At 60.6% G+C, this 11,285-nt stretch carries 11 protein-coding genes; 7 read left to right on the top strand and 4 right to left on the bottom strand.

Features of this window, described 5'->3' with window-relative positions:
* Positions 1-13 precede the first annotated feature (13 nt).
* Genes HPT29_RS23305 through HPT29_RS23325 form a run of 5 tightly spaced genes read left to right on the top strand, consistent with a single transcriptional unit; the run spans position 14 to position 5,271 of the window.
* Positions 14-940 carry a carbohydrate ABC transporter permease gene (locus HPT29_RS23305; protein ID WP_173949354.1) on the top strand — a complete coding sequence of 309 codons (927 nt, stop codon included), beginning with the start codon at positions 14-16 and terminating at the stop codon, positions 938-940.
* Complete coding sequence (locus tag HPT29_RS23310; RefSeq protein ID WP_173949355.1) at positions 940-1,794, top strand: carbohydrate ABC transporter permease; 855 nt, start codon at positions 940-942, stop codon at positions 1,792-1,794. Before HPT29_RS23305 ends, HPT29_RS23310 begins: the two co-directional genes overlap by 1 nt.
* A 5-nt stretch (positions 1,795-1,799) precedes the next feature.
* On the top strand, positions 1,800-3,308 hold the full coding sequence (argH, locus tag HPT29_RS23315) for an argininosuccinate lyase (RefSeq protein ID WP_173949356.1): 1,509 nt from the start codon (positions 1,800-1,802) through the stop codon (positions 3,306-3,308).
* Positions 3,308-4,378 carry an ABC transporter ATP-binding protein gene (locus tag HPT29_RS23320; RefSeq protein ID WP_173949357.1) on the top strand — a complete coding sequence of 357 codons (1,071 nt, stop codon included), beginning with the start codon at positions 3,308-3,310 and terminating at the stop codon, positions 4,376-4,378. The genes argH and HPT29_RS23320 overlap by 1 nt, the downstream gene beginning before the upstream one ends.
* Positions 4,375-5,271 carry a carbohydrate kinase family protein gene (locus HPT29_RS23325; protein ID WP_173949358.1) on the top strand — a complete coding sequence of 299 codons (897 nt, stop codon included), beginning with the start codon at positions 4,375-4,377 and terminating at the stop codon, positions 5,269-5,271. The genes HPT29_RS23320 and HPT29_RS23325 overlap by 4 nt, the downstream gene beginning before the upstream one ends.
* 83 nt (positions 5,272-5,354) lie before the next feature.
* Here the strand turns inward: HPT29_RS23325 and HPT29_RS23330 are convergent, their stop codons facing one another.
* Both HPT29_RS23330 and HPT29_RS28940 read right to left on the bottom strand, forming a co-directional pair.
* Positions 5,355-6,836 carry a methyl-accepting chemotaxis protein gene (locus tag HPT29_RS23330; RefSeq protein WP_173949359.1) on the bottom strand — a complete coding sequence of 494 codons (1,482 nt, stop codon included), beginning with the start codon at positions 6,834-6,836 and terminating at the stop codon, positions 5,355-5,357.
* A gap of 152 nt (positions 6,837-6,988) precedes the next feature.
* Positions 6,989-7,753: a GAF domain-containing protein gene (locus tag HPT29_RS28940; RefSeq protein WP_432807271.1), complete on the bottom strand. Its 765-nt coding sequence runs from the start codon at positions 7,751-7,753 to the stop codon at positions 6,989-6,991.
* 716 nt (positions 7,754-8,469) lie between these two features.
* On the opposite strand from HPT29_RS28940, the gene HPT29_RS23340 reads away from it, so the two are divergent.
* Positions 8,470-8,916, top strand: a complete 447-nt coding sequence (locus HPT29_RS23340) for a BLUF domain-containing protein (protein ID WP_173949361.1) — start codon at positions 8,470-8,472, stop codon at positions 8,914-8,916.
* Between the two features lie 157 nt (positions 8,917-9,073).
* On the opposite strand, the gene HPT29_RS23345 is transcribed toward HPT29_RS23340, so the two are convergent.
* Together HPT29_RS23345 and HPT29_RS23350 are read right to left on the bottom strand one after the other, a co-directional pair.
* The gene (locus tag HPT29_RS23345; protein WP_173949362.1) at positions 9,074-9,433 is read right to left on the bottom strand and encodes an Atu4866 domain-containing protein; all 360 of its coding nucleotides are present in this window, start codon (positions 9,431-9,433) and stop codon (positions 9,074-9,076) included.
* A 16-nt stretch (positions 9,434-9,449) separates the two neighbouring features.
* Complete coding sequence (locus HPT29_RS23350) at positions 9,450-10,178, bottom strand: SDR family oxidoreductase (RefSeq protein WP_173949363.1); 729 nt, start codon at positions 10,176-10,178, stop codon at positions 9,450-9,452.
* A gap of 137 nt (positions 10,179-10,315) precedes the next feature.
* Here HPT29_RS23350 and HPT29_RS23355 point away from each other — a divergent pair, with 137 nt between their 5' ends.
* The gene (locus HPT29_RS23355; protein ID WP_173949364.1) at positions 10,316-11,209 is read left to right on the top strand and encodes a LysR family transcriptional regulator; all 894 of its coding nucleotides are present in this window, start codon (positions 10,316-10,318) and stop codon (positions 11,207-11,209) included.
* The last annotated feature ends 76 nt before the right edge of the window (positions 11,210-11,285 follow it).

Below are 11,285 nucleotides of genomic sequence, written 5' to 3' on the forward strand. Positions count from 1 at the left end.
CAGGGAACAGCCCATGTCCAGCATCGCACATCAGGAGGTCGCCACCGGCGGCCTTTGGTCGAGGATGAGCCTTGGCCAGAAGCAGCGGATCTGGGCGTGGGGCTTCCTTGCGGTTCCCCTTCTCTTCTACGTGGTGATCCGCTTCTGGCCGACATTCCAGGCCTTCTATCTGTCCGTCACAGATTGGACCATCACGCGACCTGCCTCCTTCGTGGGGCTTGAGAATTACAAGAGACTCTTTGCCGACGCGCTCTTCTGGCAGGTGTTCCGCAACACCTTCCTTTACCTGATCCTCGGCACACCGATCAGCCTGCTGATCTCGTTCACCGTGGCCTACTATCTCGACCGGGTGCGCTTCATGCACTCCTTCATCCGCGCCTTGTATTTCCTGCCGTTTCTCACCACGGCGGCCGCGATGGCATGGGTCTGGCGCTGGTTCTACCAGCCCGTTCCCATTGGCGTGATCAACGACATCCTTGCGAGTTTCGGGATCCCTCAGCAGCCGTTCCTCCGCTCGACCACACAGGCGCTTCCGGCCGTCCTCGCACCGGCCGTCTGGGCCGGCCTCGGCTTCCAGATCATCATCTTCCTGGCTGGATTGCGCGCCATCCCGGTGACCTATTACGAAGCGGCGCGGATCGACGGGCTGTCTGAGAGCGCGATCCTGCGCAGGATCACGATCCCCTTGCTCAAGCCGACCCTCGTGTTCCTGGTCGTATTCTCGTCCATCGGGTTTCTGCGGATCTTCGACCAGGTCTACAACATCAACACGAACGATCCCGGCGGGCCATTGAACTCGACCAAGCCGCTCGTGCTGATGATCTACCAGACCGCCTTCAGCTCCTACGAGATGGGCTACGCGGCTGCCCAAACCGTGGTTCTGTTCGTGATCCTCCTCGTAATCTCCCTTGTCCAGCTGCGCATCATGAGAGATCGCTGATGACCCCTGTCGCATCCTCCCGCGGGTCTCTGCCCATGTCGCGGATCAGGCCCGGACGGATCGTCGCCTGGACGCTCCTGTTCATCGGCGGCATCATCATGGTGACGCCCCTGCTCTTCATGCTGTCGACATCCCTCAAAGACGCTTCGCAGGTCTACGATCTGCGCGTCGTTCCGGCAGCGCCGACCCTCGACAACTACATCGAGATCCTGGGCGACGGACGCTTCACACGTTGGCTGATCAATTCCACGATCGTGGCCGTGATCGTCACTCTCTCTAATGTATTTTTCGACAGTCTGGTCGGCTACACCCTGGCGAAATTCAGGTTTCGGGGTCGCTACATCGTGTTCATCGCCATACTGTCCACACTGATGATCCCGACCGAAATGCTGGTCTTGCCCTGGTACCTCATGGCGAGTCGGTTCGGATGGCTCGACAGCTATTGGGGCATCATGTTCCCGGGCATGATGACGGCATTCGGGACCTTCCTGATGAAGCAGTTCTTCGAAGGCGTACCTGACGACTTCCTGGAGGCCGCGAGGATTGACGGCCTGAACGAGTTCACCATCTGGTGGAAGATCGCCATGCCTCTCGTGACCCCTGCCCTGTCGGCGCTCGCGATCTTCACTTTCCTCGGCAACTGGACGGCCTTCTTCTGGCCGCTCATCGTGACGACCAGTGCAGAGCTCTACACGCTGCCGGTCGGGCTCTCCAGCTTCGCGGTAGAGCAGTCCATCCAGTGGGAGAAGATCATGACGGGGGCAAGCATCGCCACCCTTCCTACGCTCGTTATCTTCCTGTTTCTTCAACGCTACATCGTCCGAGGCGTGATGCTGGCCGGACTTAAAGGCTGAAGCCGATGACCTCAGGCACGTTCAACGACACATCCACCTTTCCGGATCCGATCTACAAGGAGACGGTGCTGCGTCCTCTTTTCGACGGCGCCAAGGATCACCATGTCGAGGGCTTCCGTCTCATCGACAGGGCGCATCTCGTGATGCTCCACGAGACGGGAATCCTGACGTTGGAGCAGGCTCGGCCGATCGCTCAAGCGCTCGAAGCCATCGATCGCGAGGTTGACGTCAGCTCCCTGACCTATACCGGCGAGGTCGAAGACTTCTTCTTCCTCATCGAAAAGCAGCTGCGCGCCCGCCTCGGGCCGGACCTCGCCGGGCGCCTGCATACCGCACGCTCGCGCAACGATATCGACCACACGCTGTTCAAACTCGGCCTCAAGCACCGCATCGATCCGCTGTTGAAGCGCTTGGTTCGGCTGGCCGAGATCCTCGCATCCGTGGCGGAGCGGGAAAGCGGAACGCTGATCGTTGCCTATACCCACGGTCAGCCAGCGCAGCCGACCGTCTTCGGTCATTACCTGTCCGCCGTTCTTGAGACCCTGCTGCGCGACATCGCCCGACTTGAGGCGGCACGGGACATCGTCGACCGGAGTCCGATGGGCGCCGCCGCCATCACGACGAGCGGCTTCCCCATCGATCGCGAGCTGATGGCTCACTTGCTCGGCTTCCGCCGTCCTCTGCAGAACTCCTACGGCTGCATCGCCTCGATCGACTATATCACGTCCACTTATTCCGCCATCGAGTTGATCTTCCTGCATCTCGGCCGCTTCATCCAGGACCTTCAGTTCTGGACGAGCTTCGAGGTCGGGCAGGTTTACGTTCCCAATGCCTTCGTGCAGATCTCATCGATCATGCCGCAGAAGCGTAACCCTGTCCCGATCGAGCATATGAGACATCTATCGTCCCAGACCGTCGGGCGGGCGCAGGCGATGCTCACGATCATGCACAACACGCCCTTCACCGACATGAACGACAGCGAAGGGGAAAGCCAGGGCTTCGGCTATGGTGCCTTCGAAAGCGGCGGGCGGGTCCTTGATCTCCTCGCAGTCCTCGTCCCGTCCCTGCGGATCGACGCCGATCGAGTTCGACAGAACATCCGTCGCAGCTGCATCACTGTGACGGAGCTCGCCGACAGCCTCGTTCGCCTAGAGGGTCTGTCCTTCCGCGAAGCCCATGAGATCGCGGCGGAGGTCGCGCGATCCGTCGTCGCCGTCGGCGGAGATATTGCCGGCGATGGCTACGGGCCATTCCAGATGGCCTTCAGTCGCTGTGCGGGTCGTGAGACACGTATCACTCCGGTGCAATTCGGCGAAATAGTCTCGCCCGAGAACTTCGTTGCCGTCCGCAACCGATTCGGGGGACCAGCCCCGGGTGCACTGGCTCAAGCGATTGCAGGGTACAATCTCGAAATCACACAGATCCGCAGCCGGCTGACGGACACCGAGACCCGTGCTCGTGCCGCGGCGCAGGATCTTCAAAGCCGCTTCAATGCACTTCTCGGAGCTCGCTGATGGCGACCATCGAAATAGACCGCCTCGTCAAGAGATACGGGCAGACGGCCGTTGTCCATGGCATCGACCTCGCGATCCAGGATGGCGAATTCGTCGTTCTGGTCGGCCCCTCGGGATGCGGCAAATCCACGACGCTGCGGATGATCGCGGGGCTTGAGGAGATCAGCGACGGGCAGATCAGAATCGACGGTCGCGTCGTCAACGACCTGCAGCCCAAGGACCGGAACATCGCCATGGTGTTCCAGAACTATGCCATCTATCCGCATGTGACCGTTGCCGACAACATCGCCTTCGGCCTCTACCGATCGAATCTCTCGAAGAGCGAGAAGCGTGCGCGGGTGGAACAGGTCGCGCAGACCCTTGGCCTCTCGCATCTTCTGGAGCGCCGCCCGTCAGCCCTGTCGGGCGGTCAGCGCCAGCGGGTCGCCATCGGGCGGGCCATGGTCCGCGATCCTGCGGCGTTCCTATTCGACGAACCTCTCTCCAACCTTGATGCTCAGCTGCGCACCCAGATGCGCATCGAAATCAAACGGCTTCATCATCGGCTCGGCACCACGTCCGTGTTCGTGACCCACGACCAGGTCGAAGCCATGACCATGGCGGACAGGATCGTCGTGATGAGGGATGGCAGGATCCTGCAGGTCGGCTCGCCCCTCGAGCTCTACGAGAAGCCTGTCGACGTCTTCACCGCACGCTTCATCGGCAGCCCGACCATGAATCTAATCCCCGCATCGTTGAAGGAAGGTCGGGCCGATCTGACGATCGGCGGCTCTGTGAAGGTACCATCCTTGCCGGCCTCGACATCCGATATCTTGGTCGGCGTTCGTCCGCAGGATTTCACCCCGACCAATGCCGGAGCATCATGCATGTCCGTATCGGGCGCGGTCGTCGTTGTGGAAACCCTGGGCTCCGAGACACTCGTCCACATCGAGAGCGGAGACCAGACTGTCATCGGCTCCGCGCCGGGGCGGGATGTTCCGAGAATTGGTGAGCAACTCACTCTGCACGCTCCGGCAGAGAGGCTCTATTACTTCGACAAGACGACAGAGAGAACATTGGCCGTCCAATGACTGGAAGAGCCTCCGATCGGACCAAGGTTCTGTGCCTTGGAAGAACATATTGCGACATCATCTTCACGGGCCTGCACGAGATGCCCGTCCTCGGGCGGGAGCGATTTGCGGAAGCCGTGACTATTGTCGCGGGCGGCGGCGCTTACATCACGGCAGCTCATATTGCATCTCTCGGCCGGCCGGTCGCGCTGCTCACACGCCTTGGAACAGATCCTTTGTCGGAAAGCCTCAGAACTGAGCTTGAATTTAGCGGTGTCGACCTCTCGTTCGTCGAGCGGTCGGACGATGCCGGGCCCCAGCCGACTGTTGCTCTGATCAAAGACGGCGAACGAGCTTTCGTCTCCCGACGTGCCGGAACGTCGCGACCAGCCGCCCTGGAGGAGGCGCTTTCCGCGCCTGACATGGCCCATCTGCACATCGCGGAGTTCGCGACCCTCAAGGAAAATCCCGACGTGATCGCCATGGCAAAGGGGCGCGGACTGACGGTCTCGCTTGATCCGAGCTGGGACGACCAGTTGATCCGTCGCGATACAGGTTTTTTCGAGCTATGTGCAGGGATCGACGTCTTCCTCCCGAATGTGGAGGAGGGAGGCGCGTTGACCGGCGGGACATCGGCGGAAGCCATCCTGCTCGATCTGCAGAAGCATTTTCCCTTGGTCGTGCTGAAGCGCGGTGAACATGGCGCTGTCGCATCCCAGGACTCCACCTGCGTCTCTGTGCCGGCCCCCTCGGTGACAGTGGTCGACACCACCGGAGCCGGCGACGCGTTCAATGCGGGCTTCCTGCACACATGGCTCGCCACCTCCGCTCTTGAGAAAAGCGTGGCGGCCGGGATCGAGGCCGGCAGCCTTTCCGTTCAGTCTGCGGGAGGAGCCCCGCCGCAGCTGCGGTGAGAGGAACCTTCGAATACCCGTCTCACCGGTGCGGAAGCGATGCAGGGTCTCGAAAGGCTCTCCCCACGCAAGAAGCGCTCGATCTAGGCCATGGCGGCCGATGCTTCCCGCACCTTGCGCGTTGCGGTGCTGACGAGCTCGGCGGAGCGGACAATCTCGTTCATGCTGCCGCTAATCGACGAGACACGATGCGATGCCATCTGCATGCTGATCGACATCTCGCGTGTCACTGCCGACTGCTCTTCGATCGCAACTGAAACGGCGACCGAGATTTCGTTGATCTTCACGACCGTGGCCGTAATCAGTTCGATGGCATCGACGACCTGACGGGTCGCGATCTGCGTTTGTTCGATCTGTCCGCTGATCTCCTCGGTGGCCTTCGCCGTCTGCGTGGCCAGGTCCTTGACCTCCGACGCAACGACGGCAAACCCTCGGCCGGCCTCACCGGCACGAGCCGCCTCGATCGTAGCATTCAGGGCCAGAAGGTTCGTCTGAGAGGCAATCTTGTCAATGAGCGTAACGATTTCGCCGATCTTCTGAGCGGACGTTGTCAATCCCGACACAATGGCGCTGGTCTGCTGACCTTGGCCGACGGCTTCTGTAGAGATTGCAAGCGCATGACCAACCTGCTGACTGATCTCGTGCACGGAGGCTGCGAGCTCTTCCGCACCGGCCGCCACAGCCTGGACATTCAGGGAGGTTTCACCAGAAGCATAGGCCGCGGTCGAAGTCTGCTCTGTGACATTCGCAACAGCGTCCGTGATCTCGCTCAGATCAACAGCAATGGACTTCTGCAGTTCGACGCGCCGGAGCCGCTCCGTCACCTGCGCGGTGATGTCGGTTGCAAACTTTATCACCTTGTACGGACGGCCGCTCATGTCGAAGATCGGGTTGTACGACGCCTGGATCCAGACTTTTTTGCCGCCTCGCCCCACGCGCTTGTATTCGCCGGCGTGGAACTTTCCATGGCCCAGGGAAGCCCAGAACTGACGGTATTCGGGGCTTTCCCTATACGGCGCCTCGACAAACATGCCGTGGTGACGGCCTTTGATTTCGTCCAATTGGTAGCCTAAGGCAGCCAGGAAGTTCTCGTTTGCGGCCAAGATGGTTCCATCAAGATTGAACTCGATGACCGCCTGCGAACGAACGATCGCGTTGATCTGGCTCTCGAACTCGGCATTCCGAAGTTTCGCTTGTGTGATGTCTGTTGCGAACTTCACCACCTTGGTTGGCTTACCGTCGCGTCCCAGAATTGGATTGTAGGACGCCTGAATCCATACCTCGCGGCCTTCTTTGGTAACTCGCCTGTATTCGCCGGATTGGAACTCGCCTCGGCTGAGCGAGGCCCAGAACTCCCGATACTCTCGGCTCTCACGAGTGGCCTGATCGACGAAGAGGCTGTGGTGCCTGCCCTGAATCTCCGCCAGGCTGTACCCCAAGACCGACAGGAAGTTGTTGTTGGCAGCCAGGATAGTGCCATCGAGCTTGAACTCGATGATGGCTTGCGACCGGTCCAGGGCAGACAGCTTGGCATTCGTCTCATTGGTTAGGCGGAACATGAACATCGTCGGCCCCAATCGTCATTGGGCGCTCACACGATCCCCCTCAGTGGAGGTCGATGGCGCCGATTGGCAGAATCGAAAGCTCTTTCTTCGACTGCACTGAGCCCAGAGTGATCAGAAAGCTTTAATGAGACGTGAAGATTAAGGCTTAAAGCTTAGGATGGTTCATGGATCTGGTGATCGACGCGCCGATTGGCCTGGAACCCTACTCCGCACCGGAAATGAGAAGAGGACCGGAACGATATGCCGGCCTGGTTTAGAGCCTGCTCGACAGCCTTCAGGCTTTCCCTGCGAACCGTGTCACCTCCTTGCGCCTCGATGCGTTTGACCGTCATCGGCGACACGCCGGAAGCCTCCGCCAACTCCCGGACGGACCAGTTCAGCAGGGCACGGCCTGCTCTCACCTGGGCACCCGTGAGAGGCATTTCAAACGTAAAGGCAGGCTCAGGCTGCTCATGGGAAAGCGACGCAGGATCAGGATCAATGCGACCGCTTTGCTCCAGGTGATGAAGCCAGATTTCATCGACAACAAGACGGCTGAGGCCGCGCAACATTCCTGTCTGCTCAGGCGTGAACTGGCGCGGTTTGGTATCAAGAACACACAGGGAGCCGAGCCGGGTGCCGGGCTCGGTGATCAGGGGCGCTCCAGCGTAAAACCGGATCTGCGGTTCACCGTCGACATAAGGGTAGGACGCGAACTGGCGATCCGCCTTCGCGTCAGGCACTACGAAAGCCACGTCGTGCAGGATCGTGTAGGTGCAGAATGCATGCTCCCGGGGCAACTCAGCCAAGTCGCCGAGGCCGAGCCGGGCCTTGAACCGGACGCACTCCGCATCAACCAAGGTTACGAGGACGATCGGGATCTCAAAAAGGTTCTGGGCGACACGACAGATCCGCTCTAAGGCCGGGGACGCGGGCATGTCGAGGATTGAGAGCCGGCGAAGGGCTTCTAAACGTGCACTTTCATTGGGAGGAAAAGGATAGTGCAATAGATCGTCTCGGAATGGTGTTGAACGGCATCTGGCAAACCTGCCCTCTAGCAGAGACTTCGCCCTAAATCACTCCCCCGGGCCTGTTTGCCGCACCGCCTGCTTGTCATAGCGAATCGGTTTTTAGGCCAGATCGGGGCGCAATGGCGGCTGAAGCTCCCGAAGAAACCTCCCTTCCACCTAGTGAGTAACGCTGGAACGGGGCTCCGACATGGCCTCCCAGGCGAGTTCAGCTAGAACACTGTAACGCCCACGGTACTCGGAATTGCGCCAGATTACCTTGAGGCTTCCTTTAGAATCTCTGAGAGCCACGATGGAACCGTCCCATCGGTACTGCTTGGAATTGTTTGGAGACATCCAGCTCGGTTCCTCACGCCAGATTGGGCGGGCGATGGAGCACATGATCCCGAAGGCTTCGTGCAGCCGATGGATGCGATCCAGTTGTGTGTCCCCATCGCAGGCCGACATCTTGGGATCATGTCAAGGGGCCCCTCCACGACGGCGGACAGAGTTTGCGGGTTTCGATAGTCCTTACCCAAACTTGCAGCCACGGACCATAGCTTATGTGAAGGACTGAACCATCATGTCTGCTAAGACCTTTCCGTTCTGATCCCAGAGCAATTGTGAGTCCGATCGTGCAAGTGAGAATGGACCTAGAGCAGGAAGCCCCGCCGGACCTGTGCCGCCTCATCTACCGGAGCCAGATGACGATCGACGGTGAACCGCAAGCGGTGGCCGACGAAATCCGGCGGATTTTGACGTGGTCGCGGGACTGGAACAGACGCACCGGGATCTCGGGGGCATTGCTGTTCGACCTTCGCCGTTTTGCGCAGGTCCTGGAGGGGCCGCCCCATGCCGTCAAAAGCCTGTTCGGGCATATAGCCTGTGATGAGCGCCACACGAATGTGACGTTGCTCGACTGTGTCCCGGTCCGGGCGCGGGAGTTCTCGACTTGGTCCATGGCTTATGTGGAGTCGACGCCCGAGGAGTTGGAGCCCCGTTTCGATGCGAATGCACTTCGAAGCGACACTTCAGAGGCCGAGGCGATCCTTGCCCTTCTGCGGTTCGTCCTTCAGGACCATCGTACGACCTAGTGGAACGCGTCTGGCGGTGCCGGGCGATGGACGACGTCCCCGAGACCACACGCTCCTGATAGGGTTGTGAGGGGCACCGCCAAGCCGCACCGGATGCGTCCGCATCAAGAGCATTGCCACGGCCGCGGCCACCGTTTCGGACGCCCCGTCGCTGGGGCTACTCCACCTGCCGCTCGCGATAGAACAGCATTCCGCCATGATGAAGGACATCGTTGATGAACTCACCGTCCGCCGTAAACCCAGTATCATCCCAGTATTCGATTCGGTCGCCGCGTATCTCGTAGCGCCCCTGATAGGCGCCCCTGCGACTGCCCCGCGCCTCATCGTAGCGTCCGTTCGGGAGGAGTTCCTGGCGAATGAGGCCATCCCGGGTGACCCACATGCCGAGATAAGGGTGATCTGTCATATCCTTCAACGTTCTGACCTGAGATTGACCTTCGAATTCTGCCTGTCCGGCTCCGGTCGAGGCGACGACCAGCAAAACCGAGAAGGCGAGGCAGGGAGCCTTCCAAGCCATCGTTGCCCCTCCGTTATCAGTGAGGGCTTGCCGTCGGACGGACGACAATCTCGCTGACATCCACGTCGGATGGCTGCTCGATCGCGTAGAGAACCGCTCGGCCGATTGCATCCGGCTCGATAGCGACCTTTCGAAATTCCCGCATGGCATCACGTGCGGTGTCGTTCGAAATCGTCTCCGCCAGTTCGCTCGTGACAACGCCTGGAGAGATCACCGTGACCCGCAGGCGGTCCGTCTCTTGGCGCAGGCCATCCGAGATCGCCCAGACCGCATGCTTGGTGGCGCAATAGACCGCAGCCGTCGGCGAGACACGATGCGCCCCGATCGACGCAACGTTGATGACATGACCGGAGCCCCGGGCTTCCATGTGGGGCAGCACGGCCGCGATCCCGTTCAGGACGCCCTTGATGTTGACGTCGACCATCTGGTTCCACTCACTCACCTTGAGGGCCCTGAGGGGGGACAGCGGCATGACACCCGCATTGTTGACGATGACATCGACCCGGCCGAACTCCTCAAGGGTCGCGGACAGGATACGATCAAAATCATCCCGCGAGGTCACGTCGAGCCGGTGGGCGCGGGCGGTGCCGCCGGATGCCTCGATCCGGCTGGCCAGATCGTGAAGGCGATCAGTCCGTCGGGCACCCACCACGACGACATGACCGGCTTTGGACAGTTCCAGCGCAACGGCTTCGCCGATCCCACTGGAGGCGCCTGTAATGATGATGATTTTTGTCTCAGACATCATCTGATCCTTCTATTTCCGTCTGTGTCCATACCGTCGATGCCCCCTCGGCATCGGGCTTGCGGACACAACGTAGTGCGAGCCGCCGGCATGATCGACTTGCCAGTTCTGCATGAGCTGGTAAGTTTTTGTCACCAATGGCTATGGACCTTGCTGGAATCACCGTCTTTGTGACCGTTGCGGAGGCGCAGAGCTTTCGGGCCGCGAGCGAACGCCTGGGCGTTACCCGCTCGGCCGTGAGCCAGGCTGTCCGGCGGCTCGAGGAGCGCATGGGCATGGCGCTTGTTCAGCGCACGACCCGAAGCGTCCGTCTGACGGAAGCCGGCGAGCGGCTTTACGAGTCTGTGCGTCCTGCCCTCGCCGATCTCGGTGCGGCGGTCGAGGCCATGGGCGAGATGCGCGAGCAGCCCAGCGGCATGCTGCGCCTGACGGTTTCCTCCATTGCAGAGAGATTCCTGAGTGGCTCACTGCTGGCGGGATTCGTTGCTGCCTATCCCGACATCCGCCTTGATATCACCGTGACCGACGAGGAGTTCGACATCGTCGCCGAAGGTTTCGACGCCGGCGTCAGGCTAGGCGAGGTGATCGAGCAGGACATGATCGCCGTTGCGGTATCGGCCGAGCAACGGCAGATCGTCGTGGGCTCGCCTGATTACTTGGCCCGGCATGGCGCCCCCGCCCACCCGCGGGATCTGACCGGACATTGCTGCATCGGCTGGCGTCCAAGTCCTCAGGTCGCACCTTATCGGTGGGAGTTCACGGAGAGCGGGCGCGACTTCGATGTGGCGGTTGATCCGCGCGTGACCACCAACGAGATGCGGGTGATGATCCAGCTGGCCCGAGCAGGAGCAGGTCTGACCTTCGGCATGGAAGAGACCTTCCGCCCCTATATCTCTCAGGCTGAACTCGTGCCGCTCCTCGAGGAGTTCTGCCCACCCTTTCCGGGTTTTTACCTCTATTATCCCAATCGCCGAAACCTGCCGCTCAAGCTGCGTGTTCTCGTGGACTACCTACGCAAGCAGCGCCGTTGACCATCGGCCCGGCCGGACTGCCGTGAGGCTCACGTACATCCATCCAGGAGTTTGTTCAGATGCCGTCAGGCACTCG

The sequence above is a fragment of the Microvirga terrae genome (assembly GCF_013307435.2).
GTDB lineage: Bacteria > Pseudomonadota > Alphaproteobacteria > Rhizobiales > Beijerinckiaceae > Microvirga > Microvirga terrae.

Excerpts from the sequence above, each read along its gene's own strand:
- HPT29_RS23305 (WP_173949354.1), top strand. The coding sequence starts at position 14 with ATGTCCAGCATCGCACATCAGGAGGTCGCCACCGGCGGCCTTTGGTCG.
- HPT29_RS23310 (WP_173949355.1), top strand. The coding sequence starts at position 940 with ATGACCCCTGTCGCATCCTCCCGCGGGTCTCTGCCCATGTCGCGGATC.
- argH (WP_173949356.1), top strand. The coding sequence starts at position 1,800 with ATGACCTCAGGCACGTTCAACGACACATCCACCTTTCCGGATCCGATC.
- HPT29_RS23320 (WP_173949357.1), top strand. The coding sequence starts at position 3,308 with ATGGCGACCATCGAAATAGACCGCCTCGTCAAGAGATACGGGCAGACG.
- HPT29_RS23325 (WP_173949358.1), top strand. The coding sequence starts at position 4,375 with ATGACTGGAAGAGCCTCCGATCGGACCAAGGTTCTGTGCCTTGGAAGA.
- HPT29_RS23330 (WP_173949359.1), bottom strand. The coding sequence starts at position 6,836 with ATGTTCATGTTCCGCCTAACCAATGAGACGAATGCCAAGCTGTCTGCC.
- HPT29_RS28940 (WP_432807271.1), bottom strand. The coding sequence starts at position 7,753 with ATGCCCGCGTCCCCGGCCTTAGAGCGGATCTGTCGTGTCGCCCAGAAC.
- HPT29_RS23340 (WP_173949361.1), top strand. The coding sequence starts at position 8,470 with ATGGACCTAGAGCAGGAAGCCCCGCCGGACCTGTGCCGCCTCATCTAC.
- HPT29_RS23345 (WP_173949362.1), bottom strand. The coding sequence starts at position 9,433 with ATGGCTTGGAAGGCTCCCTGCCTCGCCTTCTCGGTTTTGCTGGTCGTC.
- HPT29_RS23350 (WP_173949363.1), bottom strand. The coding sequence starts at position 10,178 with ATGTCTGAGACAAAAATCATCATCATTACAGGCGCCTCCAGTGGGATC.
- HPT29_RS23355 (WP_173949364.1), top strand. The coding sequence starts at position 10,316 with ATGGCTATGGACCTTGCTGGAATCACCGTCTTTGTGACCGTTGCGGAG.